This window comes from Arthrobacter sp. StoSoilB19 (assembly GCF_019977275.1).
Lineage (GTDB): Bacteria > Actinomycetota > Actinomycetes > Actinomycetales > Micrococcaceae > Arthrobacter.
The window spans coordinates 2,343,075-2,368,128 of sequence record NZ_AP024650.1 but is presented as its reverse complement, the minus strand read 5'-3'; the positions used below and the strand labels follow the sequence as shown (position 1 = coordinate 2,368,128).

Below are 25,054 nucleotides of genomic sequence, written 5' to 3'. Positions count from 1 at the left end.
AGGAGTTTCGCAACAATGCACCACACCGGTACTGGACTCCGCACGCTTACCGTGGTGCGGCAGGACGTGTCCCGCGGCGCGGGCCGTGACCTCGAATTCGGCCTGGAGCTGCTGGCCAGGGCCAGGAGCGGCGGCATCGGCCCCACCCTGCGGCTGTACCGGCCGGCTCCCACTGTGGCGTTCGGGCAGCGGGACACCCGCCTGCCCGGCTTTGACGCCGCCGCCCGGGCCTGCCGGGACAACGGCTTCGAACCCCTGGTCCGGCGGGCGGGGGGACGCGCGGCCGCCTACCACCGTGGCACCCTTGTGGTGGACCATATCGAACCGGACGCGGACGCCGTCGCCGGTTCCAAAACCAGGTTCGGTTACTTCGGTGAGCTCTTTGCGCAGGCGCTGCGGGGCGTTGGGGTGCAGGCGGCGGTGGGGGAAATCCCAGGCGAGTACTGTCCCGGTGAATTCAGCGTGCATGGAACGGATCCAGCGGACAACTCCCGGCGGGTGAAACTGGTGGGTACCGCGCAGCGTGTGGTCTCGGGTGGCTGGCTCTTCAGCTCCGTCATCGTCGTGGAGGATTCCGCCCCGATCCGCAAGGTCCTCACCGACAGCTATGCCGCGCTCGGCCTGGACTGGGACCCGGCAACCGCCGGTGCCGCCAACGACCTGGTGTCCGGCCTTGACGTGGCAGCCGTTGAGCGGTCCCTGCTGGAAACATATGCGGGCCATGCCACCCTGGAAACTGCTTCCTTCAGCAGCCTGGGGGCATGACCCGCACTAAAGTTGCGGCGATGCCGCGCCTTGGGCCGGTCAGGCAGCCAGCCGGCTCTTGACCTCGGCAGCAGACGGGTTGGTGGCTGCGGAGCCGTCCGGGAAAAGCACGGTGGGAACCGTACGGTTGCCCCCGTTCAGCTGCTCCACGAGTTCGGCAGTGCCGTCCACCTCTTCGATGTTGACTTCCGTGTAGCCGATGCCCTGCGCGTCCAGCTGCTTCTTGAGCCGGTTGCAGTAGCCGCACCAGGTGGTGGAGAACATCGTGATGGTGCCGGATTCGGGAGTGAAGTCCACAGGGATCTCCTATACGTCGCTTGAAAGGTTTCCTTACCGTCAACCGTAGCGTGGCTGCCGGTATTCCCCGGTGCCTGACGCCTGGAACGGCGCCGGATGACAGTTTGTGGCGGGCGGTGGCAAGCTGGTGCCATGTGTGGACGCTACGTAATGGCACGTGCCGTGGGGGACCTGCTGGCTGAGTTCGATGCCGAGCTGGAGAGCGAGGTGAGCATCCCGCCGTCCTGGAACGTGGCACCCACCGATGCCGTCCCCATCGTGCTGGAGCGCCTGGTGGATGACAGTGCCGCGCCCCGGCAGGTGCGCCAGCTGCACGTGGCACGCTGGGGCCTGGTCCCGTCCTGGGCCAAGGACCCCGGAATCGGTTCCCGCATGATCAACGCCCGGAGCGAATCGGTGCTGGAGAAGCCGGCGTTCCGGAAGGCAGTCCAGTCCCGCCGCTGCGCGGTCCCGGCCGATGGCTACTACGAATGGAAGCAGGGACCTGGGAAGTCGAAGCAGCCCTACTACGTGCACCCGGGCACGGACCACGGGCTGGTCTTCGCCGGCCTCTACGAGTGGTGGAAGGACCCCTCCGTTCCCGAAGGGGATCCGGGCCGCTGGCTGCTCTCAACGTCCATCCTCACGGCAGACACGCCTCCGCCGGGGTCTGAATCCACCATCTTCGGGAAGCTGACGGAGCTGCACGACCGCGTCCCCCTGCCCATGGACAGGGACACCATGGAGGCATGGCTGGATCCGCAGGCGGATGACGCGGCCGGACTCGTGGACCTGGTGCGGTCCGGCGTCAAGAATGCCGCGGCCGACTGGCGGGTGGAGTCGGTGGGCAAGGAAGTGGGCAATGTCCGCAATAACGGCCCCGAACTGATCCGCCCGGTCGAAGCCCTGTTCTAGCTGCCCTGTTCTAGCGCCCTGTTCTCCCAGCCCTGTTTTTCAGCCCAGCTCCAGCAGCCGCACCCCATGGTACGGCCGGGGATCAGACGGTGACCCTGCCGGCGTCGTCCACTGCCCAGGTGGGGTTGTACGCCACTTCCCAGCGGAACCCGTCGGGGTCGGCAAAATAGCCCGTGTAGCCGCCCCACGGCTGGGTGACCGGCTCGGCAATGATGTCAGCGCCGGCCTCCGCGGCCTCTTCCATGACCCTGTCCACGTCCCCGGGACCGGCGACGTTGTGGCTGAGGGTGATGCAGGGGATGCCGGCGGGAGGGCTGGTGCCCGCTTCGGCCTGCATCTGGCGGACGTCCCACAGGGACAGCACCAGGCCGTGGTTCACCTGGATGAACAGCACTTCCCCGGCAACCTCACGGTGGACCGGCCAGCCAAGGCCATCAACGTAGAAGTCGCGGGATGCCTGAACATTGCGGACTCCGAGGGAGATAAAGTCGACTCTTGGCTCCATGCTTCGATACTGTCAGATGATGGCGACAATTCAAGGAAACGATAGGGATGCCCGGGCCGACAAGGAACAGCTCGCTGCCGTTCGGGTTGCCGTTGATGAGGTGGATGAACAGATTGTCACCCTCATTGCCCGCCGCGAACGGCTGATCAGGATCGCCGGGACCCTCAAGGGTGATGACGCAGAGGTGCGTGCCCCGGGACGGGTGGAGCGGATCATCGAGCACGTCCGGTCCGCCGCAGAGAAAAAGGACATCGATCCGGACATCGTCGAAGCAACCTACCGGGCGATGATCTCCGCGTTCATTGAACTTGAACTGCGGATCCACAAAGAAAACAGCTGACCTGTTCCGGGGGCTGGCGGAGGAGCCCTAAAGGGCTTCCTCCACCGGCACCCCGTGCTGGAACTCCCGGCCGTCCGCCTCACTGAAGGCTGACAGGACATGGCCCTGCCCCAGCCCGGTCAAGGCCGTCGCGGGAAAGCTCCCGGTAATGCTGTTGTCCGAGTGGGACACTCCCGACAGGTCGTAGTCTTCCTCGATTCCCTGGTCCCGGTTGAACGAGTAGCAGGCGATTGCCTCCCCGTTCATGAACTCAATGCACAGCCGTCGTTGCATGGAATAATCCGGCGAGGCTCCCATCAGGCCCACCACATAGGCCCCGGAGTCCGGAATGGTGCCGTCGATGTCGAACCGTGCAACCAGGGTGGAGTCCTGGGTCTTGATGCTTGCCTGCTTCAGGAGTGCGTCATCGGTACTCATGCCATCATCCTGCTCCCTGCCGCACGCTCCGTCCACCCCCGCCTATGTTTTGCTGCCTCCCCGGCGTAGACTGGATTCGTTCGAATACATATTCGAATAAGGGTCACAATCTGCAGCTGCAGGGAGGCGCACGTGGGCATGTTCAGCGAGTCCGTTGACGTGGTGTGCTCCGCTTCCGGGCAGCCGGAATCCCTGACGTGGGCAGGAACGTCATACATCGTCTGTGCCGAACCTGTCCGCTGGTATGAACGCCGGCAATGGTGGGCAGAGGATACCCGGGCTCCGCTGGGAAGCGGACCGGGCGTGGTGGACCACGAAATCTGGCGGGTCCAGGTACTGCCTGCCAAAGTGGCGTCCCGCCCGATGGGGCCAGGAGAACCTGCCGTTGCCGAACCCCTCACCCTTGACCTGACCCGCCATATCCGCAGTGGCCGTTGGCGGCTGCTGCGGATCCATGACGGCCTTCGCCCCAAAACCGCATGAATCCCCACCTCCCATCACCATGAGCTTTACCCACCTCCACGTTTCCACGGCATTTAGTGCCCACTACGGTGTCTCCTGGCCTGAAGAGCTGGCAATGGCGGCCGCAGCCGACGGCGCAACGGCCCTTGCCTGCACCGACCGGGACGGGCTGTACGGCACCATCAAGCACCTCAAGGCCTGCATGGCGGCGGGCATCGACCCCATAGTGGGGGTGGACCTTGCAGTATTTGACGACGACGGCGATCACCGCACACAGGTATCCGGCAGGGTGGTGGTGCTGGCCCGCGGCCACAACAACGGTGCCGGGTACCGTGCGCTGTGCCGGCTGGTTTCCGATGCCCACGCCAGGACCTCGGGGAAAGCCGGGGGAGCGGTGCCCGCCGCGGTCACCCGTGCCGAACTCGCCTCCCGCACCCTTGACCCCCAGACCCTCAAGCCGGTGCTGACCGTCCTGATTGGACCGGATTCCGACGTCGGACGGGCCATGGATGGCCGGCGCTACCTGCGTCCACGGACCCTGTTCAAGCAATGGCTGGATGCCATGCCCGCTGGAACGGTCGTGGCGGAAATTGTCTCCCAGCTCAGCGCTCCGGGGACTCCCTTCAGCACCGCACATGCAGTCCGCATGCTCAGGCTCGCAGAGGAACACCACGTACCCGCCATCCTCACCAACGCCGTCAGGTACTGTGCCGCAGACGGCGCACCAACCGCCGACGTCCTGGATTCTGCCCGGACCCTGAAGTCCCTTCCGGAACTTGCAGGTGAACCGCTCCTGCAGCCCACCGGGCAGGGCTGGCTGAAAACCTCCGAACAAATGCTGGGACTGGGAAAGGAAATCATTTCCGCTGCCGGTTACGGTGCAGCAGACCTCAAACAGCTGATGGCGCAAACAGAGGCGCTCGCCGACCTCTGCCGGATCGACCCCAGCACCGATATGGGGTGGAAGCAGCCAGTGGTTCCGGAAGCATCGGTTATTGGGATCAGCCAGGATCCGCACGCCGAACTTGTCCAGCGCTGCCATGCGGGAATCGGCAGGCGTTTCCCGGGGATCTCAGGAAAACCCGAACAGGAGATGCTGTCCCGGCTGGAGCATGAGCTTGGCATCATCCGGAACCTGGGTTTCTCCGCCTATTTCCTGACGGTGGCGGAGGTATCCCGCATGATCCAGGACATGGGGGTCCGGGCGGCCGCCAGGGGCTCAGGTGCCTCAAGCCTGGTCAACTACCTGATCGAGGTCAGCCATGTGAATCCCCTCCAGCATGACCTGATCTTTGAACGTTTCCTTTCCAACGACCGTGCCACCCTCCCTGACATTGACATCGATGTGGAAAGCGCGGAACGCCACAACGTGTACCACAGGATTTTTGACCGGTTCGGCCCGGAGCGCGTCACCCTGATGAGCATGCAGAACGGGTACCGGGCCCGGGGGGCGGTTCGCGACGCCGGGCTGGCGCTGGGCATGGACGACGGCGAGGTGGGGGAGATCGCCAAGCAGTTGTGGCGCTTTTCCGCCCGGAAGTTCCGTGAAGCCCTGCAGGAAAAGCCCGAGCTCCGGGAGTTCGCCGGCCGGGTGGAGCAGCGCGACACGGACGGGAACCAGCAGCTTGACCTCCTGGTGGACCTGACCGAACGCCTGGACCGGCTGCCCCGCCACATCTCCATGCACCCGTGCGGAGTGATCCTGGGCGATGCCACACTCCTGGACCGCACCCCGGTCCAGCCAAGCGGCCTGGGGCTGCCCATGAGCCAGTTCGACAAGCACGACATGGACCCCATGGGCATGCTCAAACTCGATGTCCTTGGGGTGCGCATGCAAAGCGCCATGGCCTTCGCAGTCCGGGAGATCATCCGCATCCACCCCAGCAAGAAGGACGTGGTGGAGGCAGGAAGGCACTCGGCAGGACCTGACGGAACAGGCCCTGACTACATCGCCGGGGACGGCCGGATCGACCTCAACGCCGTTCCCCTCGACGACGAACCGACATACCAGCTGATCAGGAGCACGCACACCCTTGGCTGCTTCCAGATTGAATCCCCGGGGCAGCGGGAGCTGATTGGAAAGATGGCACCCCGGGAGTTCAACGACCTCATCATCGATATTTCACTGTTCCGTCCCGGCCCCATGAAATCCGACATGGTGCGGCCCTTCCTGGAACACCGGCACGGGTTCGCCCCTGAGGTCTACCCCCACCCGGACCTTAAACCGGTGCTGCAGGAAACCCATGGGGTCACGGTGTTCCACGAACAGATCCTGAAAACCCTCGACATCATGACCGGCTGCGGGCTTGCCAAAGCCGACGAGTTCCGCAGGGCGCTGAGCAGCGACGACGGTGAAGCCAGGGTGGAGGAATACTTCCGGCGCAATGCAAAAGCCAGGGGATATGCCCCCGAAGTGGTGGACAAGGTATGGGGGACATTGAAGTCGTTTGCCAGTTTCGGCTTCTGCAAAGCCCACGGTGCTGCCTTCGCCGTCCCCACCTACCAGTCCGCCTGGCTTAAGACACACCACCCGGAAGCCTTCCTTGCCGGCTTATGGGAGCACGACCCCGGGATGTATCCCAAACGGCTGCTGGTGGCCGAAGCCCGCAGGCTCGGGATACCCATCCTTCCGCTGGACATCAACCGGAGCAAAGCTGAATACCGGGTGGAGCGGATCGAGTCCGGCCAGGACGCCGGCAGGCTGGGGATCCGGCTCAGCCTGAACGGGATCTACGGGCTGTCCGCAGCCGAATTGAAGCGGATAGTGGCAGGCCAGCCATATGACTCACTGGCAGACCTCCGCGCGCGCTCGCGGCTCAGCAAGCCAAGCATCAGGCGGCTCGCCCAGCTGGGAGCCTTTGATGCCCTGCACCGGGAAGCCGGGGGAACAGCCAACCGGGCCGACCTGGTGCAGCACCTGCAGCAGCTCCAGTCAGCCACTGGCGCGCGCAAAGGCGCCGACATCCTGGAGGGACAGCTGTCCCTACCCTTGGGCGATATTGAACTGCGCAACATCAAGCCCGGGCTTCCAGCCCCCACGCTGGTGGAAAACGTCCGGGCGGAACTGGACCTCATGGCCGTCGATGTCAGCACCCATCTGATGGAAAGCCACCGTCCCCTGCTGGAAAAGCTGGGCGTCACCACAGCCGATAAACTCCTCAGCCTGCGCAACGGGACCGAAGTGCTGGTGGCCGGGGTGCGGGTGGCAACCCAGACCCCTCCCATGCGCGGCGGACGGAGGGTGGTGTTCATCAGCATCGACGACGGCACCGGCTGCGTTGATTCGGTCTTCTTCCATGAGGCCCAGGAAAGTGCAGGGCCACTTTTGTTTGGCACCCGCCTGCTGCTGATCCGCGGCACCACCCGAAGGACCGGCCCCCGGGGGATCAGCCTGAGCGCAAGCATGGCCTGGGACCTCAGCCGCACGGAGACGCTGCCCTTCCCCGAGTCCTCGCCAGCGGCTGCCCAGGACGGCCCGCATCCCCTGGACGGCATCAGCAGGACGCTGGCGATTACCGGCTTTAACGGGTGAGCGTGCTGTGCGCCGCGTTGGTGGGCTCAACCGGAACCGATAGCATTGACGGTGGCTGGCTGTGGTCCCCGTATGCCACAAGCTATGAAGCCTCAACTTTGAATAGGAGACACCCGTGTCAGATGCCCAGCAGATCACCCTTCTCGTCGATGGCGAAGAGACCAAGGTGACTACCGGGACAACCGGTGCGGAACTCTTCTTTGAGCGCCGTGATGTTGTTGTGGCCCGCGTCAACGGCGAGCTGAAGGACCTGGACCAGGAACTGCCCGAAGGCGCCGAGGTGGAAGGCGTAACCATTGATTCGCCCGACGGCCTGAACGTCCTGCGCCACTCCACCGCCCACGTGATGGCACAGGCAGTGCAGCAGCTGCGCCCCGACGCCAAACTCGGCATTGGCCCCTACATCACCGACGGTTTCTACTTCGATTTCGACGTCGCCGAGCCTTTCACCCCCGAGGATCTCAAGACCCTCGAAAAGATGATGCTCAAGATCGTCAACCAGAACCAGAAATTCGTCCGCCGCGTGGTCAGCGAGGACGAGGCCCGCGAAGCCATGAAGAACGAGCCCTACAAGCTCGAACTGCTCGGCAAGAAGAACGACGCTGCCGAGGCAGGCGAGGGCGTGAACGTCGAGGTCGGCGCCGGTGACATCACCATCTACGACAACGTGGAGCGCAAGGAAGGCACCACCGTCTGGTGTGACCTCTGCCGCGGCCCGCACCTGCCCAACACCAAGATGATCTCCAACGCCTTCGCGCTGACCCGTTCGTCGTCGGCGTACTGGCTGGGCAACCAGAAAAACCAGCAGCTGCAGCGCATCTACGGAACCGCGTGGCCCACCAAGGAAGCGCTGAAGGCATACCAGGAGCGCATTGCCGAGGCCGAGCGCCGCGACCACCGCAAGCTCGGCTCGGAACTCGACCTCTTCTCCTTCCCGGACGAACTGGGCTCCGGCCTGCCCGTCTTCCACCCCAAGGGCGGCATCATCCGCAAGGAGATGGAGGACTACTCCCGCCAGCGCCACGTCGAGGCCGGCTACGAGTTCGTCTACACCCCCCACATCACCAAGGGCCACCTCTACGAGGTCTCCGGCCACCTGGACTGGTACAAGGACGGCATGTTCCCCGCCATGCACGTGGACGCCGAACTCAACGAGGACGGCACCGTGCGCAAGCCCGGCCAGGACTACTACCTGAAGCCGATGAACTGCCCCATGCACAACCTCATCTTCCGCTCCCGCGGCCGGTCCTACCGTGAACTGCCCCTCCGGCTGTTTGAATTCGGATCGGTCTACCGCTACGAGAAATCCGGCGTGGTCCACGGCCTCACCCGCGTCCGTGGAATGACACAGGACGACGCCCACATCTACTGCACCCGCGAGCAGATGAAGGACGAACTCACCAAGACCCTGACCTTTGTCCTGGACCTGCTCAAGGACTACGGCCTGAACGACTTCTACCTGGAGCTGTCCACCAAGGACCCGGAGAAGTACGTGGGCGACGACGCCACCTGGGAGGAAGCCACCAGGACCCTTGCCGAGGTGGCGCAGGAGTCCGGGCTGGAGCTGGTGCCCGATCCGGGCGGAGCGGCGTTCTACGGCCCCAAGATTTCCGTGCAGGCCAAGGATGCGCTGGGCCGCACCTGGCAGATGTCCACCATCCAGCTGGACTTCAACCTGCCCGAACGGTTCGAGCTGGAATTCCAGGCCGCCGACGGCAGCCGGCAGCGGCCGGTGATGATCCACCGTGCGCTCTTCGGCTCGGTGGAGCGGTTCATGGGCGTCCTCACCGAGCACTACGCCGGCGCGTTCCCCGCGTGGCTGGCTCCGGTCCAGGTGGTGGGCATCCCCGTGGCGGAGGCGTTCAACGAGTACATGTTCGACGTCGTCGACCAGCTTAAGGCCGAGGGCATCCGCGCCGAGGTGGATACGTCCTCGGACCGGTTCCCCAAGAAGATCCGCACCGCCAGCAAGGACAAGATCCCGTTCGTGCTGATCGCCGGCGGCGACGACGCGGAGGCCGGCGCCGTTTCCTTCCGTTTCCGCGACGGCAGCCAGGACAACGGCGTGCCCGTGTCGGAAGCGGTCAAGCGGATCACCGACGCCGTCCGCAACCGGACCAGCTAGCGAACGGAAGCAGCACAGTGCAGGAGAACACAGGCGCAGGATATCCAGGCGATGCCGGCGTTACCGACGACTTCGCCCTCGCCGGTGTCCCCGACGCCTTCCAGCGCCTGTGGACTCCGCACCGGATGGCCTACATCAAGGGCGGGCAGCACCAGTTCAAGAATGAGAACGACTGCCCGTTCTGCGTGGGCCCCGCCCGCACCGACGAAGAGGCGCTCATCGTCTACCGCGGCCGGACCTGCTACGTGGTGCTGAACCTGTTCCCCTACAATCCCGGGCACCTTTTGGTGTGTCCGTACCGGCATATTCCGGACTACACGGACCTCACGGTCGAAGAAACCGCCGAGTTTGCCGACCTAACCCAGACGGCAATGCGGGTCCTGCGCAAGGTGTCCAATCCCGGCGGCTTCAACCTGGGCATGAACCAAGGGGTTGTGGGCGGAGCCGGCATCTCGGCGCACCTGCACCAGCACATCGTTCCGCGGTGGGGCGGGGACGGCAATTTCTTCCCCATCATCGCCCAAACCAAGGCCATCACCCAGACCCTTGACGAGGTCCGGAGACAAGTGGCCGAAGCCTGGCCCGGGGAGTCGGATGCTGAATAGGCATGCCCGCGGTTTTTTCACCGCACTGTTCACCCCGCTGGCCCGCTGGCTCCTGAAGATCGGTGTCTCCCCGGATGCGGTAACCATCCTCGGAACTGCAGGTGTTGCGGCCGGAAGCCTGGGCTTCTACCCGCTGGGGCAGCTCTTCTGGGGCACGCTCTTCATCACTGCCTTCATCTTCTCGGACGTCCTGGACGGCATCATGGCCCGGATGCAGGGCGTGAAGAGCCGCTGGGGGAACTTCCTCGACTCCACCCTGGACCGGGTTGCCGACGGTGCCCTCTTCGCCGGGGTGTCCGTCTGGTTCTTCACCGGCGGCAACAACATGGCCATCGCCGTGGCCGCCCTGCTCTGCCTTGTCCTGGGCATGGTTGTCTCCTACGCCCGGGCGAAGGCGGAGTCGCTGGGCTTCACGGCCAACGTGGGGATCGCCGAGCGGGCGGAACGCCTGGTATCCATCCTGGTGGTAACCGGCCTGACCGGCCTGGGCCTCCCGCCGGTGGTGCTCCTGGTCACACTGGTCCTCCTGGCGGCGGCCAGCCTCATCACCGTCGTTCAGCGCGTTATCTCGGTACGCCGGCAGGCATTGGCAGAGCCCACGCCCGCAGATTAGACATGATTAAGCCTGCCGTGCGGCGGGGGACTAGTATATAAGTGCCCGGTCAAGCGACCCGGCAATCCGTGCGTGCACCTCCGGCAGCTGCCGCCGCATGCCCGGCGAAGATCATCTGTCTACCCATAGGGGTTTTTGTGTCTACACCTGATGTAAGCAACGAGGCCGGTTCGTCCGCGAACAGCGTCACGGGCAGCAGCCGCGTGAAGCGTGGCATGGCCGAGATGCTCAAGGGCGGCGTCATCATGGACGTCGTCAACGTCGAGCAGGCCCGCATCGCCGAAGACGCCGGTGCCGTGGCAGTCATGGCGCTGGAGCGTGTTCCGGCCGATATCCGTGCCCAGGGCGGCGTGTCCCGCATGTCCGATCCCGACATGATCGACCAGATCATTGATGCCGTGTCCATCCCGGTCATGGCCAAGGCCCGCATCGGCCACTTTGTCGAGGCCCAGGTCCTGCAGTCCCTTGGTGTCGACTACATCGACGAGTCCGAGGTCCTGACCCCCGCCGACTACATCAACCACATCGACAAGTGGAACTTCAAGGTTCCCTTCGTCTGTGGCGCCACCAACCTCGGTGAGGCCCTGCGCCGCATCAACGAGGGCGCGGCCATGATCCGCTCCAAGGGCGAAGCCGGCACCGGCGACGTCTCCAACGCCACCGGACACATGCGCAAGATCCGCTCCGAGATCGCCCGGCTGTCCTCCCTGCCCGAGGACGAGCTCTACGTCGCGGCCAAGGAACTGCAGGCCCCGTATGAACTGGTCAAGGAAGTTGCCGCCGCCGGCAAGCTGCCCGTCGTCCTGTTCACCGCCGGCGGCATCGCCACCCCCGCTGACGCGGCCATGATGATGCAGCTCGGTGCCGACGGCGTCTTCGTCGGCTCCGGCATCTTCAAGTCCGGCAACCCCGCCCAGCGCGCGGCCGCCGTCGTCAAGGCCACCACCTTCTTCGACGACCCCGACGTCATCGCCAAGGCCTCCCGCGGCCTCGGCGAAGCCATGGTGGGCATCAACGTCGACGAGATCCCCCAGCCGCACCGCCTCGCCGAACGCGGCTGGTAACACCCTCCTCGCGTCCTCTTTGGGCGCCTGGCGGCGCTGATCCTCTGCACGCTATTCCCCGCGCCTCGTTTGGCGGCTTTGTCGCTGGTCGGGGCGCGGGGCCCCTTTTACGCGTGCTGCCGGATCACCCCCGCCTGTCGCTGGTGGTCGCCTCACCTAAGTAATGACGACGCCGGTTCCTCACCTTCTTTCGGTGGGGGACCGGCGTCGTACTTCTTTAAGGTCAGGGGGTTACTCCAGGCCGCGGCGCCTTAGCAGGGGGTCCAGCTGTGCGTCGCGGCCCCTCACGATGCGGAACGATTCCAGCGGGTCGCGGCTGTTGCCCCGGGAGAGCAACTCCTGCCGGAAGCGTTCGCCGTTCGCCCTGGTTAGGCCGCCGTTCTCCTTGAACCAGTCAACGGTCTCTGCGTCCAATACTTCGCTCCAGATATAGGAGTAGTAGCCCGCCGCGTATCCGTCCCCGGCGAAGATGTGCTGGAAGTACCCGGTGCGGTACCGGGGCGGAATCAGGCGATGGGCGATCCCGGCGGAAGCCAGGGCCTTCGCCTCAAACTCCAGCACATGGTCAGGGGCACCGCCCGGTTCCAGCACATGCCACGCCAGGTCAAGAAGGGCAGCTCCCAGGTATTCGGTGGTGGCGAATCCCTCGCCCCAGAGCCGGGATTCCTCCAGCCGGTCCACGATGTCCTGCGGCAGCGGCTCGCCGGTGATGTGGTGGCGTGCGTAGTTGGACACTACATCCGGCCACATGATCCACATTTCGTTCACCTGCGACGGGTACTCCACGAAATCCCGCGGCACCGCGGTGCCTGAAAAGCGCGGATAGGTAACGCTCGACAACAGGCCGTGCAGCGCGTGGCCAAACTCGTGGAAAAGGGTCCGCAGTTCGTCCAGGGTGAGAAGCGTCGGTTCACCCGCGGGCGGCTTGGAAATATTCAGGGTATTGATCACCACGGGCCGGGTGCCCAGCAGCGCCGATTGGTCCACGAGCGAGTTCATCCAGGCGCCGCCGCGCTTCGATTCGCGCGCGTAATAGTCGCCCAGGAACAGCCCCAGGGCGGAGCCGTCCTCGTGGCGGACCTCCCAGATACGCACGTCAGGGTGGTAGCCGTGGAGGTCGGTCCGCTCGTGGAAGGTGACGCCGTACAGGGATGTGGCCGCAAAAAACACGCCGTCGTTAATGGTGCGGTTGAGTTCAAAGTACGGCCGGAGCGCCTGTTCGTCGACGTCGTACTTTTCCCGCCGCACCTTGGCCGAGTAGTAGGCCCAGTCCCACGCTTCCAGCGGGTGGCCGGCAACCCCGGCCAGCGCCGCCGCCTCGGCGTCGGCATTGCGGATGGCGGCCGGCGCCATCCGGCCCAGCATGGTCCGGACCGCTTCGAAGTCCGGCGCCGTCTGCCGGTCAACCACAAGTTCGGCATAGTTGGCGAACCCCAGCAGCCGTGCCTTCTCCGCCCTCAGCCCGGCCATGTCCCGGGCCAGGTCCAGGACATCCAGGCTGCCGCCGTCACTGCCCCTCGCCACGGAGGCTTCGAACAGGCGACGGCGGACGTCACGGTTCTCGAGTGCGGCGAGGGCAGGCTGGTTGCCGGGCTGGATCAGGGTGAGCAGGTATTTGCCGTCGTGTCCGGCGTCGCGGGCTGCAACCGCTGCGCTGGCGACGTCGTCGGCCGGCAGCCCCGCCAGGTCGCCCGCGTCATCCAGCAGCAGTGCGGCGGACTTCATTCCTTCCTTGACCCGCTGGCCGAACTCGGTGCCCAGGCGCGCCAGTTCGGCGTTGATGGCGCGCAGCCGCTCCTGGCCCGGCGCATCCAGCTGGATGCCTGACTGGCGGAACTCTTTGAGGTATTCCTCCACCAGGCGGGCCGACTCGGGATCGCAAGTGTCCGTATCGATGGCGGCGAAGCGTTCGAACAAGGCCCTGTTGAGGTACACCTCGTCCTGGTGGGCCTGGAAGCGCGGGGACAGTTCTGTCTCCAGCTCCCGGATTTCCTGCGACGCATCTGCCGACACCAGGGTGAAGAACGCCGCGGCTGACCGGTTCAGCAACTGCCCGGAACGTTCCATGGCCAGGGCCGTGTTCTCGAATGTCGCGGGCTGGGCGTTGCCGGCGATGGCCCCGATCTCGTCCAGGTGCGCGGACAACCCTGCGTTGATGGCTTCACGGTACTGCTCCACGGCGATGGTTTGGAACGGTGGAAGGCCGTAGGGCAGGGGACTGGCGGAAAGGAGCGGGTTCGTCATGGGGTAAACCTTTCACAGCGGGGTACGCTTCTCAATCGGGGGATGGAGGATGCGCTCCCAGCCTGTGTCCCTACAATTGCCGCTATGGGGCCCGGCACGGGCCGCAATCGACGCGACCTGCATGGCACGCGCAAAAGGCAGGGCAATGACGAAGGGACCGTGGCCCATGACCAAGGTTGGCAGCAGGCCCGGGACCGACTTCCTGGGCATTCCGTTCCGATGGCTGGGGCCCGGCGCCATCACGGTGCTGGTGGCGGTGTACGGCGTCTTCTGGTTACTGGCACGCCCTGCCGGCGAACCTGTCCTGGGGCACGTTGGGCAGCTCTTCGGTGGCGAGTCCGTCTTGTTGTATTCGATCGCGCTGGTCCTGGTCAGCACCCTCCCTCACGTCGAGCCGATTTTTGGTGGCATTGACCACGCCGCCATTTGGCACCGCAGGGCGGCGATTACGGCAACCATCCTGTTGCTGCCCCATATTGAACTTGCCGCCAATCCGGAAGCAACCAGCCTGGGCAAGACGTTGGCAGTGGTCGCCATCAGCGGCCTGGCCGCGTTGGTGGTGTGGGCAGTCCTGCCGCGCTGGCGGACGATGCTTCCCGCACCTCTCCGCCGCCTGGTCCTGGCATCTCTTGGAACCCGGCCGGTCCAAATGGCGGCCCGCGTGCTGGGTGGCTACGAGCGGTGGCGGGGCTTCCACCGGCTGACCGGCTTGTTCCTGGCCGCCGGCTTCCTGCACGGCCTGCTCGACGCCAGCGCGTTTGAGGCCGCGCCCGCGCTCCGGTGGAGTTACGTGGTTATCGGCGGGACGGGACTGGGGTTCTACGCCTACCGCGAGCTGCTGTCGCGGCATTTCCTGCCGCACCACGACTACCAGGTTGCGTCCGTCCGGCCCGTTGCGCCGGACCTGGTGGAAGTGGCGCTCCGTCCCCTGGGCCGGCCGCTGGATTTCAGGCCGGGCCAGTTCGCCATGGTCTACCTGGAAACAGCAGAGGGCTGGCAGCGGCACCCATTCTCCATCTCGGGACCGGCAGAGGAAGGTGGAATCAGCATCACGGTCAAGGCGCTGGGCGACCATACAGCCAGGCTTCCGGACGTGGTCCAGCCGGGGATGCCGGCCGTGGTCGGTGGGCCCTACGGACGCTTTGACCGGCACCGCGGCACGTCCCATCAGGCCTGGGTCGCCGGCGGTGTGGGAATCACGCCCTTCCTCAGCTGGCTGCGGTCACTGGACGGGGAGCTCCACGAAGACGTCCACTTCTTCGTGACCTCGGCAGGTCCGTCGCCCTTTGCCGACGAGATCACTGCCGCCGCCTGGAATCAGCCACGGCTCACGGTCCATCTGGTGGACACCGAGGCGGATGGCCGGCTCACCCCGGAGGCAGTCCTGGCCGCAGTGGGAACCGAACCACGCCAGCTGTCGGTTTTCATGGGCGGACCGGATCCCATGCTGCGGCAGTTCCGCAAAGCCTTCCGGGCCGCCGGAGTCCGCCGGGCCAACATCCACCGGGAGTACTTCCAGTGGCGTTGACCGGGATGCCGCACCTCTGCCGGTAACCCGGGTCAGTAGTCTTTTTGGTCAGCGCGGCCGGCGGGCAGCGTGCTCCCGGGCCAGGACGGCATAGGTGTCGTCCGGGTTGCCGGGGGAGAAGCTGCCGAACTTGCGCTCCGCTGCGGTGCGGATGAGGAAGTCGGCGATGGCGGGGTTCTTCGGCAGCAGCGAGCCGTGCAGGTAGCTGGCCACGATGTTGCGGTAGCGGGCCCCTTCATGGCCGTCGTTGCTGTTGTTGCCCGTTCCCTTGGCTACGGTACCGAGTGGCCGCACACCGCTGCCCAGCGTGGTTTGGCCGCTGTGGTTTTCGTAGCCGAGGACGTCGCCGAACTCATTGGTTGAGACTTTGACGTTGCCGATCAGGCGCTCATCGGTGCCGTGGGTTTCCACGTCCAGGATGCTGATGCCCGGGATGACAGCGCCGGTGCGGGTTTTGAAGAACCGGCCAAAAAGCTGGTACAGGCCGCAAATGACCAGCATCGGCGTACCATCCTCGGCCAGCTCCTTGAGCTGGCCGGCCCGGGCCTGCAGGTCGTCCTGGATCACCAGTTGCCCGCTGTCCTGCCCGCCGCCGCCGACAATGATGTCCACGCCCTCGGGAAAAGGATCGCCCACGTTGTATTCGAGCAGTTCAGGGGTGTACCCGTGCCAGGAAATGCGGCGCTGCAGGACCAGGGCATTGCCCCAATCGCCGTAGATGTTCATGTCGCGCGGGTACAGCTGCACCACCCGGAGGGTGCCCTTGGACTGGCCGCCGGCCGTCGCTGCTTCTGCAGGATTCACGAGACAACCTCCACGGTGGTGATTTTGGACAGCTCGCGGCGGATGGCCAGCATAGCGGTGTAGGTGCAGAAAATCCTTTTGGGCTTGCCCTGGCCCTCCCGGATAAAGGCTGCCAGGGCGGCCGGGATGTCGGTCTGCACCGCTCCGACCTGGACGTCGTCGTACTGGAGCCGCAGCGCCATGTCGTAGGCGCGCGACCCGCTTATCATTTCCACCCCCGCCCCGCGCAGGGAATCAAATTCCACGTCCCACAGCCAGGACATGTCCCGCCCGTCCGCGTAGTTGTCGTTGATGGCGATCATGGTGGCGTACCCGGCGGCGGGGAAGGATTTCAGTCCCAGCCGGAAACCGCTGGGGTTCTTCACCAGCACCAGGTCCAGCGGCTGGCCGTCCACGGTCAGGCTTTCGCCGCGGCCGAAGGCCGGCGCCACCCGGGACAGCGCGTCCAGCAAAGTGGCGTGGTCGGCGGTGGCGGCGCCACCGCCGCAGATGCTGCGGGCCAGCGTCAGCGCAGCAGCCGCGTTAAAGATGTTGTAGACGCCGCGCAGCTTCATCGCCGTGGTGACCGTCCCGCCGTCGTACTCAAACTCGGCGCTGTCCGCGCCCACTTTGCGGAGCACGACGTCGGCTGCCGGCTTTTCCTGCAGGCCCGCCGGCGCGGGGCTCCCCGGAGCGGCACGCATGTCGTCGTCATTGGGAAAGGTGCCCAGCAGGGAGTCGTCAAGGCCGAAGTACTTGACCTCCTGGCCAGTCAGTGTTTCCGCGATCCTGGCAACGCGGGGGTCCTCGCGGTTCAGGACCACGGTTCCTGTGGTCTTGGAAGCGATGTGCTGCAGGAGCTGTGCCGTTTTGTCGATCTCGCCGAAACGGTCCAGTTGGTCACGCAGAACGTTCAGTAAGAGGCAGTAGCGGGGCGGGACGCTGTTCACGAAATGGACCGCATGGGCTTCGTCCAGTTCCAGCACCGCGACGTCCGCATCCAGCCTGCCGCGCCAGTCCACCTCGCCGAGGAGGGCCGCCGCCACGCCCCGGGTGAAGTTGCTGCCGGTCCGGTTCGTGAAGACCTTCAGGCCCTGGCTCTCCAGCAGTTCGACCACCATCTTGGTGGTGGTCGTCTTGCCGTTGGTACCGCTGACCACCGCCACACCATGGGGCAGCGTGGTGAGCGTCCGCCGCATGAAGCCGGGATCGATTTTCTCGACCACCAGTCCTGGAAGTGCGGACCCGCCGCCCCGCAGCCGGGACACCCTGCGGACCAGCTTGCCGAGCGGAACACTGAAGAAGACCATGTTTTGAATATATCCCAGCAGCGGCATGCAACCTTTGCCGGGGCCTCCGAGTGGCAGCAGCCATGGAGGGAGGGCCCGTATGCTGGAGGGATGACGAATCCCCCCTCTGCTGCTCCTGCGCGCGTGGGCTCAGGCCTGCGGATCGGCGTCCTGGCCCTCCAGGGAGACTTCCGCGAACACCTCCGCGCTGCCGAAGCCACCGGCGCGCAGGGCGTGGCTGTCCGCCGCCCGGAGGAGCTGGACGGCCTGGACGGCCTTATCATTCCCGGAGGCGAATCCACCACCATCGACAAGCTGGCGAGGGCCTTCGACCTTGCAGACCCGCTCCGGAAGTACATCGCCGAGGGACTGCCGGTCTATGGCTCCTGCGCAGGGATGATCCTGCTTGCCTCGGACATCGCCGATCCTGCCACCGATCTTTCGGGCGCCCCCCAGCAGACGTTCGGCGGCCTGGACATCACCGTCCGCCGCAACGCCTTTGGCCGGCAGCGCGAGTCCTTCGAAACCGATCTGGAGTTCAAGGGCCTGGAATTCAGCGCCACGGAATCAGGCGTGGCACCCGTGCACGCTGTCTTCATCCGCGGTCCGTGGGTGGAGCGGGTCGGTGCGGACGTGGAGGTCCTGGCGCAGGTGGAACCGGCGGACCCCGGCCAGGCGTCCCACGCCGCAGCGCTGCCCGGGACGGCTAGAATTGTCGCAGTGCGTTCCGGCCAGCTGCTGGCCACCTCCTTCCACCCGGAAGTGACCGGCGAGAAACGCGTACACGAACTTTTTATCCGCATGATCAGAGGAGAAGCGTAAAGCATGTCAGGCCACTCCAAATGGGCAACGACCAAGCACAAAAAGGCGATCATTGACAGCCGCCGCGCAAAGTCGTTTGCCAAACTGATCAAGAACATCGAAGTTGCCGCCCGGATGGGTGGACCGGACCTCGCCGGCAACCCCGGCCTGGAACTGGCCGTTACCAAGGCCAAGAAAACGTCCGTCCCCAACGACAACATTGACCGCGCCATCAAGCGCGGCGCCGGGCTCACCGGTGAAGTGGTGGACTACACCGAAATCATGTACGAGGCCCGCGGGCCCCAGGGCTCAGCCCTGCTGATCGAGTGCCTTACCGACAACAAGAACCGGGCGGCTTCCGAAGTAAGGCTGGCCATCTCCCGCAACGGCGGCACCATCGCGGACCCGGGCTCCGTCAGCTACCTCTTCACCCGCAAGGGTGTTGTGAACCTGCCCAAGAACGGCCTGAGCGAGGACGACGTCCTGATGGCCGTCCTCGACGCAGGCGCGGAGGAAGTCAAGGACAACGGCGAGACCTTCGAGATCCATTCGGAGCCGGGAGATCTTCCCGCCATCCGCGAAGCACTCAAGGAAGCCGGCATCGAGTACGACACCGACGAAGTTGAGTTCGTGCCCTCAATGCAGGTTGAGCTGGATGTGGACGGCGCCCGCAAGTTCCTGAAGCTTGCCGACGCCCTCGAGGACCTCGACGACGTCCAGAACGTGTACAGCAACGCCGACCTCAGCGACGAAGTCCAGGCCGCCCTGGAATCCGAGTGACGTCCCGCCTTGCCGGCTAGTGCGTCCCCGGAGGCTGTGCCGGGCACTTCGATGGGGGCCGGGTGACACTCCGCGTCCTCGGCGTTGATCCCGGCCTAACCCGGTGCGGCATTGGCGTGGTGGATGTTGAGCGGAACCGGCGGGCCAGCATGGTGGCCGTCGGCGTGGTAGGCACGTCCCCCGAGGAGACGCTGGACCGGCGCCTGCTGGTGATCGCCACGGCAATTGACGAATGGCTTGACCGCTACGAGCCGGACGTCCTCGCCGTCGAACGCGTCTTTTCCCAGCTCAACGTCAGCACGGTGATGGGCGTAGCCCAGGCTTCCGGCGTGGTCATCGCTGCGGCGGCCCGCCGGGGAATTCCGGTGGCGCTGCACACGCCATCAGAGGTCAAGGCCGCCGTGACCGGGAGCGGGTCCTCCAACAAGGACGCCGTGACCAAGCTGGTCACCAAGATCCTCCGCCTTGACGCGCCGCCGCGTCCGGCCGACGCCGCCGACGCGCTGGCGCTGGCCATCACGCACGCGTGGCGGGCCGGAAGCGGCGCGGCCGTGGCCACCACGGGTCCCGGCAGCTCATCCCTGACGCCCGCGCAGCGGGCATGGGCCGAGGCGGAGGCGAAGGCGCGCCGTGCACGCTGATTGTCCCTGCTGCTTGCTAGGGTATTCGTAAATATGTTCGGATAGCCGGGCCCTCACTGTGAGGCCGGCGGTACAACGGGAGCCCGGCCTTGATCAGTTTCCTCCGCGGAACCGTAGCGCATGTTGGCCTGTCCACGGCCGTGATAGACCTCAACGGTGCCGGGATGAGCGTCAACGCCACGCCCCAGACGCTCAGCAGGCTGCACGTGGGTGAACAAGGCCAGCTGTTCACCTCCCTGATCGTGCGGGAAGACTCGCTGACGCTCTTTGGCTTCGCCTCCGACGACGAACGCGAGGTCTTCGACATCCTGCTGAGTGTCAGCGGCGTCGGTCCCCGGCTTGCGCTTGCAGTCCTGGCCGTCCACGATCCCGAAGCAATCAGGGTTGCCGCGCACACAGGGGACAGCAAGACCTTCACGAAGGTCCCCGGAATCGGCCCCAAGGTGGCCGGCAGGATAGTGCTGGAGCTGGCTGGAAAGCTCGTCCCGCACGGAACCGCTGCGGCCCCCGGTGCCGCCACGCCCGCAGAAGCTGCCTGGAAGCCCCAGGTGGTGGCCGCCATGACCAGCCTGGGCTGGTCCGAAAAGGACGCCTCCACCAGCATCGACAAAGCCCTTGCGGAGGACCCGGAAGTGTCCTTCCGCGGCAACGTGCCCGAAATCCTGCGCACCACCCTCCGCTGGCTGGGCCAGGACGGCGCCCGGGCAGGCAACCGCGTAGGCACCCGTGGCTGAACCGTCCCTGGTCGCAGCGGGGGAGGAGCCGGAGGAGCGTGCCATTGAGGCGGCGCTCAGGCCCAAGAACCTTGACGACTTCGTTGGCCAGCACCGGGTGCGCAAGCAGCTGTCGCTGGTGCTCCAGGCGTCCCGGATGCGCGGACGGACTGCCGACCACGTGCTGTTCTCCGGGCCGCCCGGCCTGGGCAAGACCACCCTGGCGATGATCGTTGCCGCCGAGATGAACGCGCCGCTGCGCCTCAGCAGCGGACCTGCCATCCAGCACGCCGGCGACCTCGCAGCAATCCTGTCCTCGCTCTCTGAGGGCGAGGTCCTGTTCCTGGACGAGATCCACCGCATGTCCCGGCCTGCAGAGGAAATGCTCTACATGGCAATGGAGGACTTCCGCGTTGACATCGTGGTGGGCAAAGGGGCCGGTGCCACCGCCATCCCGCTCGAGCTGCCGCCGTTCACCCTGGTGGGCGCCACCACCCGCGCGGGACTGCTGCCGGGACCGCTGCGCGACCGGTTCGGCTTCACCGGGCACCTCGAGTTCTACTCGGTTCCGGAGCTGGAACTGGTGCTGCGGCGTTCTGCCGGACTGCTGGACCTGAAGGTCAACTCGGCCGGCTTCGCCGAAATCGCCGGCCGTTCCCGCGGCACTCCCCGTATTGCCAACCGGCTGTTGCGGCGCGTCCGGGACTGGGCGCTGGTGCACGGCGTCGAACAAATCGACGCCAGGACCGCGTCCGCTGCCCTGGACATGTATGAGGTGGACAAAAAGGGTCTGGACCGGCTGGACCGGGCCGTCCTCGACGCACTCATCACCAAGTTCGGCGGCGGTCCGGTCGGACTGTCCACCCTCGCCATCGCCGTCGGTGAAGAAACCGAAACCGTTGAGACAGTCGCCGAACCGTTCCTGGTCCGGGAGGGCTTGCTGGGCCGTACGCCCCGCGGCAGGATTGCCATGGCACCGGCATGGACGCACCTGGGCTATGCCATCCCGTCCGGTGTCTTCGCGCAGGAGCAACTGGACCTTTTCGAGCCCGCCGGGGGCGATGCCGCGGCGGGGGACTGGGCCCCGGAGAGCCAATAGCAGGCTCCCTTCAGCTTTTCCCTTTAGACTGGTATGACGCCCGGCACGTTCGGGTCTTTGTTTCGCGGGTGGCCCTGACGCCCCCGTCGCTTGGGGAAGGAACATGTCAGGCGTTCTGCCTGCACCGCAAACCCGCCCCGGCCGAAGCGAAGCCAACGTCGCCGGAAAACCCAGCTACACCACGCTAAAGAACGGAATTCCCCTTGGATCCAATGTCAATTCTCCTGTTCGTCATGCTCGGCGTATTCATCTTCATGATGTTCCGCCGCAACAAGAAGACGCAGCAGCAGCAGGCAGAGCTCCAGTCGAAGTTTGCCCCGGGCGTGGAGGTCATGACCAGCTTTGGCCTTTTCGGCCGGATCGTGGACATCGACGAGGCCGAGAACAAGGTCACCCTTGAACTTTCCCCCGGCAACCTGGCCACTGTGCACCGCCAGGCCGTCACCAAGGTCGTTGAGCCGGTGGCAGAACCCGCCGCCCAGCCGGCCGACGCCTCCCCGGTGGTTCCGGATGATGCGTCCTCCCTCACCACTCCGGAGTCCGGAAGCACCGCAACAGGTGCCGAGACTCCCGAGGAAACCCTGAAGCGCCTCAACGACGAGGGCAAAAAGGACAGCTAGGCCCGCTGGCCCCTTCCTCCCTCTACCGCTGCGGACCACCGCCGGCGCAGGCAGCAGCCCGCTCCGGTGGTTTCTCCGCGAACAAGAGAAAGATCGACAATGGCACGAACTGGCCGCAAGAAACCAGGGCTCCGCGTCCTGGTCTGGCTTGGTGTAATCCTGGCAGCGCTGACCGCCGTCCTGGCCGGCGGCACCATTGCCGGACAGGCCAGCTGGGCACCCAAGCTGGCGCTGGACCTCGAGGGCGGCACCCAGATGATCCTGGCCCCGAAGGTGGAGGGCGGTTCGGACATCAACGAACAGCAGCTCAACCAGGCGGTGGCGATCATCCGCCAGCGCGTTGACGGTTCCGGCGTCTCCGAGGCGGAAATCAGCACCCAGTCAGGGCGCAACGTGGTGGTCAGCCTTCCCGGCACACCCTCTGCCGAGACGCGCAACCTGATCCAGGCCTCGGCGGACATGAACTTCCGCCCTGTCCTCCTCAATGGCGACGGCGCAGCAGTTCCTGCCGAGTCGCAGACGCCGGAGGACCAGCTGCCCAAGCCGACCGCCGAGCCTGCCAACAGCAGTGACACCAACTGGATCACGCCCGAGATCTACAAGCAGTTCGAGGCACTCGACTGCAACAGTGCCGCTGCGGAGAAAGCCCAGCGGTCGGATCCCACCAAGCCGCTGGTGACCTGCGAGCCGGCCACGGACAAGTCGCCGGCCATCAAGTACATCCTGGGTCCCGTGGAGGTGAAGGGCAGCAACATCGTCACCTCGTCCTTCCAGCTGCAGCAGGGCGCACAGGGGGCTGTCACCAATGAATGGGCCGTCAACATCCAGTTCGACGCCGAGGGTACAGCCAAGTTCAAAGAGGTCACCGAACGGCTCAACCAGTTCTACGTGGCAGCCGGCGGCCAGTCGGGCACCGACCCCAAGTCCCAGTTCGCCATTGTGCTGGATGACCAGGTCATCTCCGCCCCGCGTTCCCTGGCTGTCATCACTGACGGCCGTCCGCAGATTACCGGTGGCTTCAATGAGAAGACGGCCAAGGCACTCTCCGACCAGTTGAAGTTCGGCGCCCTTCCCATCAGCTTCGACATCCAGAGCGAGCAGCAGATTTCCGCCACGCTCGGTGGCGAACAGCTGCGCATGGGCCTGCTGGCCGGCCTGATCGGGCTCCTGCTCGTGGTGGTCTACTCGCTGTTCCAGTACCGTGCCCTGGGCTTCGTCACCATCGCATCGCTGGTGGTGGCCGGTGCCCTGACGTACCTGGCCATCGCGATCCTGGGCTGGACGGAGAACTATCGGCTGTCACTGGCCGGCGTGGCCGGCATCATCGTGGCCATCGGGCAGACGGCAGACTCCTTCATCGTCTACTTCGAACGCATCAGGGATGAACTGCGTGAAGGGCGCGGCCTGGTATCCGCCGTCGAAAACGGCTGGAAGCGCGCCAAGCGCACCGTCCTCGCCTCCAAGGCCGTTAACCTCCTGGCCGCACTGGTCCTGTACTTCGTGGCAGTGGGCAACGTCCGCGGCTTCGCCTTCACCCTGGGCCTGACCGCCATCGCCGACCTCATCGTGGTGTTCATGTTCACCCACCCCACGCTGCAGCTCCTGGCCCGTACCCGGTTCTTCGGTGAAGGCCACAAGTTCTCCGGCCTCGACCCCGAACGGCTGGGTGCCGTCCCGCTGTACCGCGGCGCCGGACGCGTCCGCACCCCGGAGGACAAGCCCGTGGTGGTCCGCACCAAGAACACAGGGGCGGCTGCCGAGGCCGAGCGCCGCATGACCATCGCCGAGCGGCGCCTGGCAGAGAAGCAGGAACAGTTGGCTGGTTCGTCCAAGACCTCCGCGAAGGAGAACAAGTAATGTCAGGCTTCGCTACTTTCGGCAACGAGCTCTACACCGGGAAGCGCTCCTACGACTTCGTCGGCGCCAAGAAGATCTGGTTCATCATCGCAGCGGTGGGCGTGGCCCTGTCCATCCTTATCCCGGTGGCCAAGGGCGGCTTCAACCTCGGCATCGAATTCCGCGGTGGTTCCGAATTTACCGTGTCCAACGTCAAGACCACCGATGCCTCCATCGGTGAGAAGGCCGTGACTGATGTGGTGTCGGGCAGTGTTCCGCGGGTAGCCAACGTGGCCGGCAACACCATGCGCATCCAGACCGACAAACTGACGGATGACGAGACCCTCCGGATCAAGGAGGGCCTCACCACCGCCTACGGCGTTACCGACAACGAGGTGACCTCCACGTTCGTCGGGCCCACCTGGGGTGCAGACGTGACCAAGCAGGCACTGATCGGCCTGGGAGTATTCGTGTTGCTCGCGGCCCTGCTGATGGCCCTGTACTTCCGTACCTGGAAGATGTCCCTCTCGGCGCTTGCCGGCATGGCCGTCACCATGTTCATCACGGCCGGGGTCTATGCCCTCAGCGATTTCGAGGTCACCCCCTCGGCCATCATCGGGTTCCTCACCGTCCTCAGCTACTCGCTGTATGACACCGTGGTGGTTTTCGACAAGATCCGCGAAAACACGGCCGGGATCGACGCGTCCACGCGCCGGACCTTCGGCGAGGAAGTCAACCTTGCCGTCAACCAGACGCTGGTGCGCTCCATCAACACCATGATGGTGGCCATCCTTCCCGTGGGCGCCATCCTGTTCATTGGTGCCGGCCTCCTGGGCGCAGGAACCCTGCGTGACCTGTCCCTGGCACTGTTCGTCGGAATCCTCATCGGTACAGCGGCAACCATCTTCATGGCGGCGCCGATGTACGCCTGGCTCCGCCAGGGCGAACCGGAGCTGGTGAAGCAGGCAAGGCGTGTTGAGCAGCGCCGCGCAGGTGCAGCTGAACGGGCAGTTCCGGCCTCGCCGGCCAAGGCCTGATCAACAACCACCGGCAGCTTTAAACCACCCAAAGGCCGGGCGGCGCGTACTTTGCGCCGCCCGG

Annotated in this window: 24 protein-coding genes; 18 read left to right on the top strand and 6 right to left on the bottom strand. The window is 65.5% G+C overall.

Translation table 11 applies throughout. The annotated features are described in order from the left end of the window. Positions 1 to 15 precede the first annotated feature (15 nt). Positions 16 to 765, top strand: a complete 750-nt coding sequence (locus LDO86_RS10810) for a lipoate--protein ligase family protein (protein WP_224083977.1) — start codon at positions 16 to 18, stop codon at positions 763 to 765. A gap of 39 nt (positions 766 to 804) precedes the next feature. Here the strand turns inward: LDO86_RS10810 and LDO86_RS10805 are convergent, their stop codons facing one another. Next, positions 805 to 1,062 carry a mycoredoxin gene (locus LDO86_RS10805; RefSeq protein ID WP_018769356.1) on the bottom strand — a complete coding sequence of 86 codons (258 nt, stop codon included), beginning with the start codon at positions 1,060 to 1,062 and terminating at the stop codon, positions 805 to 807. 150 nt (positions 1,063 to 1,212) lie between these two features. On the opposite strand from LDO86_RS10805, the gene LDO86_RS10800 reads away from it, so the two are divergent. Then, positions 1,213 to 1,956: an SOS response-associated peptidase gene (locus tag LDO86_RS10800; RefSeq protein ID WP_018769355.1), complete on the top strand. Its 744-nt coding sequence runs from the start codon at positions 1,213 to 1,215 to the stop codon at positions 1,954 to 1,956. 82 nt (positions 1,957 to 2,038) lie between these two features. Here LDO86_RS10800 and LDO86_RS10795 read toward each other — a convergent pair whose 3' ends face one another. Beyond that, positions 2,039 to 2,461, bottom strand: a complete 423-nt coding sequence (locus tag LDO86_RS10795; RefSeq protein WP_018769354.1) for a VOC family protein — start codon at positions 2,459 to 2,461, stop codon at positions 2,039 to 2,041. 19 nt (positions 2,462 to 2,480) lie between these two features. Here LDO86_RS10795 and LDO86_RS10790 point away from each other — a divergent pair, with 19 nt between their 5' ends. Then, positions 2,481 to 2,801 (top strand): chorismate mutase, encoded by a 321-nt coding sequence (locus LDO86_RS10790; RefSeq protein WP_051081370.1) that lies wholly within the window; start codon positions 2,481 to 2,483, stop codon positions 2,799 to 2,801. A 27-nt stretch (positions 2,802 to 2,828) separates the two neighbouring features. On the opposite strand, the gene LDO86_RS10785 is transcribed toward LDO86_RS10790, so the two are convergent. Then, a complete protein-coding gene (locus LDO86_RS10785; protein WP_018769352.1) occupies positions 2,829 to 3,218 on the bottom strand; it encodes a hypothetical protein in 390 nt (129 codons plus the stop codon). Positions 3,219 to 3,350: 132 nt separating this feature from the next. On the opposite strand from LDO86_RS10785, the gene LDO86_RS10780 reads away from it, so the two are divergent. The 6 genes from LDO86_RS10780 (at position 3,351) to pdxS (ending at position 11,619) form a co-directional block, all read left to right on the top strand. Beyond that, positions 3,351 to 3,701 (top strand): DUF6504 family protein, encoded by a 351-nt coding sequence (locus LDO86_RS10780; RefSeq protein ID WP_018769351.1) that lies wholly within the window; start codon positions 3,351 to 3,353, stop codon positions 3,699 to 3,701. Positions 3,702 to 3,720: 19 nt separating this feature from the next. Further along, positions 3,721 to 7,212, top strand: a complete 3,492-nt coding sequence (gene dnaE, locus LDO86_RS10775; RefSeq protein WP_018769350.1) for a DNA polymerase III subunit alpha — start codon at positions 3,721 to 3,723, stop codon at positions 7,210 to 7,212. A gap of 115 nt (positions 7,213 to 7,327) precedes the next feature. Then, positions 7,328 to 9,337: a threonine--tRNA ligase gene (gene thrS, locus LDO86_RS10770; protein WP_018769349.1), complete on the top strand. Its 2,010-nt coding sequence runs from the start codon at positions 7,328 to 7,330 to the stop codon at positions 9,335 to 9,337. Positions 9,338 to 9,354: 17 nt separating this feature from the next. Beyond that, the gene (locus LDO86_RS10765) at positions 9,355 to 9,942 is read left to right on the top strand and encodes an HIT domain-containing protein (RefSeq protein ID WP_018769348.1); all 588 of its coding nucleotides are present in this window, start codon (positions 9,355 to 9,357) and stop codon (positions 9,940 to 9,942) included. After that, positions 9,932 to 10,555: a phosphatidylinositol phosphate synthase gene (gene pgsA, locus LDO86_RS10760; protein WP_018769347.1), complete on the top strand. Its 624-nt coding sequence runs from the start codon at positions 9,932 to 9,934 to the stop codon at positions 10,553 to 10,555. Before LDO86_RS10765 ends, pgsA begins: the two co-directional genes overlap by 11 nt. A 137-nt stretch (positions 10,556 to 10,692) precedes the next feature. Continuing rightward, positions 10,693 to 11,619 (top strand): pyridoxal 5'-phosphate synthase lyase subunit PdxS, encoded by a 927-nt coding sequence (gene pdxS, locus LDO86_RS10755; RefSeq protein WP_026265780.1) that lies wholly within the window; start codon positions 10,693 to 10,695, stop codon positions 11,617 to 11,619. A 231-nt stretch (positions 11,620 to 11,850) separates the two neighbouring features. Here the strand turns inward: pdxS and LDO86_RS10750 are convergent, their stop codons facing one another. Then, positions 11,851 to 13,863 (bottom strand): M3 family metallopeptidase, encoded by a 2,013-nt coding sequence (locus tag LDO86_RS10750; RefSeq protein ID WP_018769345.1) that lies wholly within the window; start codon positions 13,861 to 13,863, stop codon positions 11,851 to 11,853. 145 nt (positions 13,864 to 14,008) lie between these two features. Here LDO86_RS10750 and LDO86_RS10745 point away from each other — a divergent pair, with 145 nt between their 5' ends. Then, positions 14,009 to 15,391, top strand: coding sequence for a hypothetical protein (locus tag LDO86_RS10745; RefSeq protein WP_018769344.1), 1,383 nt, complete (start codon positions 14,009 to 14,011; stop codon positions 15,389 to 15,391). Between the two features lie 48 nt (positions 15,392 to 15,439). On the opposite strand, the gene LDO86_RS10740 is transcribed toward LDO86_RS10745, so the two are convergent. Further along, complete coding sequence (locus LDO86_RS10740) at positions 15,440 to 16,195, bottom strand: glutamine amidotransferase (protein ID WP_018769343.1); 756 nt, start codon at positions 16,193 to 16,195, stop codon at positions 15,440 to 15,442. Next, complete coding sequence (locus tag LDO86_RS10735) at positions 16,192 to 17,484, bottom strand: Mur ligase family protein (RefSeq protein ID WP_026265779.1); 1,293 nt, start codon at positions 17,482 to 17,484, stop codon at positions 16,192 to 16,194. Before LDO86_RS10735 ends, LDO86_RS10740 begins: the two co-directional genes overlap by 4 nt. A 90-nt stretch (positions 17,485 to 17,574) precedes the next feature. Between LDO86_RS10735 and pdxT the strand changes: the two genes are divergently transcribed. The 8 genes from pdxT (at position 17,575) to secF (ending at position 24,990) form a co-directional block, all read left to right on the top strand. Then, positions 17,575 to 18,285, top strand: coding sequence for a pyridoxal 5'-phosphate synthase glutaminase subunit PdxT (gene pdxT / locus LDO86_RS10730; RefSeq protein ID WP_026265778.1), 711 nt, complete (start codon positions 17,575 to 17,577; stop codon positions 18,283 to 18,285). Positions 18,286 to 18,288: 3 nt separating this feature from the next. Further along, positions 18,289 to 19,044, top strand: a complete 756-nt coding sequence (locus LDO86_RS10725) for a YebC/PmpR family DNA-binding transcriptional regulator (RefSeq protein ID WP_018769340.1) — start codon at positions 18,289 to 18,291, stop codon at positions 19,042 to 19,044. Between the two features lie 62 nt (positions 19,045 to 19,106). Then, on the top strand, positions 19,107 to 19,685 hold the full coding sequence (gene ruvC, locus LDO86_RS10720; protein ID WP_018769339.1) for a crossover junction endodeoxyribonuclease RuvC: 579 nt from the start codon (positions 19,107 to 19,109) through the stop codon (positions 19,683 to 19,685). A gap of 89 nt (positions 19,686 to 19,774) precedes the next feature. Next, the gene (gene ruvA / locus LDO86_RS10715; protein WP_018769338.1) at positions 19,775 to 20,419 is read left to right on the top strand and encodes a Holliday junction branch migration protein RuvA; all 645 of its coding nucleotides are present in this window, start codon (positions 19,775 to 19,777) and stop codon (positions 20,417 to 20,419) included. Then, the gene (ruvB, locus tag LDO86_RS10710) at positions 20,412 to 21,497 is read left to right on the top strand and encodes a Holliday junction branch migration DNA helicase RuvB (protein WP_018769337.1); all 1,086 of its coding nucleotides are present in this window, start codon (positions 20,412 to 20,414) and stop codon (positions 21,495 to 21,497) included. Before ruvA ends, ruvB begins: the two co-directional genes overlap by 8 nt. 212 nt (positions 21,498 to 21,709) lie before the next feature. Beyond that, positions 21,710 to 22,117 (top strand): preprotein translocase subunit YajC, encoded by a 408-nt coding sequence (yajC, locus tag LDO86_RS10705; protein WP_018769336.1) that lies wholly within the window; start codon positions 21,710 to 21,712, stop codon positions 22,115 to 22,117. Positions 22,118 to 22,216: 99 nt separating this feature from the next. After that, complete coding sequence (secD, locus tag LDO86_RS10700) at positions 22,217 to 23,974, top strand: protein translocase subunit SecD (RefSeq protein ID WP_018769335.1); 1,758 nt, start codon at positions 22,217 to 22,219, stop codon at positions 23,972 to 23,974. Further along, a complete protein-coding gene (gene secF / locus LDO86_RS10695) occupies positions 23,974 to 24,990 on the top strand; it encodes a protein translocase subunit SecF (protein ID WP_018769334.1) in 1,017 nt (338 codons plus the stop codon). Before secD ends, secF begins: the two co-directional genes overlap by 1 nt. The last annotated feature ends 64 nt before the right edge of the window (positions 24,991 to 25,054 follow it).

Excerpts from the sequence above, each read along its gene's own strand:
- LDO86_RS10810 (WP_224083977.1), top strand. The coding sequence starts at position 16 with ATGCACCACACCGGTACTGGACTCCGCACGCTTACCGTGGTGCGGCAG.
- LDO86_RS10800 (WP_018769355.1), top strand. The coding sequence starts at position 1,213 with ATGGCACGTGCCGTGGGGGACCTGCTGGCTGAGTTCGATGCCGAGCTG.
- LDO86_RS10795 (WP_018769354.1), bottom strand. The coding sequence starts at position 2,461 with ATGGAGCCAAGAGTCGACTTTATCTCCCTCGGAGTCCGCAATGTTCAG.
- LDO86_RS10790 (WP_051081370.1), top strand. The coding sequence starts at position 2,481 with ATGGCGACAATTCAAGGAAACGATAGGGATGCCCGGGCCGACAAGGAA.
- LDO86_RS10785 (WP_018769352.1), bottom strand. The coding sequence starts at position 3,218 with ATGAGTACCGATGACGCACTCCTGAAGCAGGCAAGCATCAAGACCCAG.
- dnaE (WP_018769350.1), top strand. The coding sequence starts at position 3,721 with ATGAGCTTTACCCACCTCCACGTTTCCACGGCATTTAGTGCCCACTAC.
- pgsA (WP_018769347.1), top strand. The coding sequence starts at position 9,932 with ATGCTGAATAGGCATGCCCGCGGTTTTTTCACCGCACTGTTCACCCCG.
- LDO86_RS10750 (WP_018769345.1), bottom strand. The coding sequence starts at position 13,863 with ATGACGAACCCGCTCCTTTCCGCCAGTCCCCTGCCCTACGGCCTTCCA.
- LDO86_RS10745 (WP_018769344.1), top strand. The coding sequence starts at position 14,009 with ATGACGAAGGGACCGTGGCCCATGACCAAGGTTGGCAGCAGGCCCGGG.
- LDO86_RS10735 (WP_026265779.1), bottom strand. The coding sequence starts at position 17,484 with ATGGTCTTCTTCAGTGTTCCGCTCGGCAAGCTGGTCCGCAGGGTGTCC.
- pdxT (WP_026265778.1), top strand. The coding sequence starts at position 17,575 with ATGACGAATCCCCCCTCTGCTGCTCCTGCGCGCGTGGGCTCAGGCCTG.
- LDO86_RS10725 (WP_018769340.1), top strand. The coding sequence starts at position 18,289 with ATGTCAGGCCACTCCAAATGGGCAACGACCAAGCACAAAAAGGCGATC.
- yajC (WP_018769336.1), top strand. The coding sequence starts at position 21,710 with ATGTCAATTCTCCTGTTCGTCATGCTCGGCGTATTCATCTTCATGATG.
- secD (WP_018769335.1), top strand. The coding sequence starts at position 22,217 with ATGGCACGAACTGGCCGCAAGAAACCAGGGCTCCGCGTCCTGGTCTGG.
- secF (WP_018769334.1), top strand. The coding sequence starts at position 23,974 with ATGTCAGGCTTCGCTACTTTCGGCAACGAGCTCTACACCGGGAAGCGC.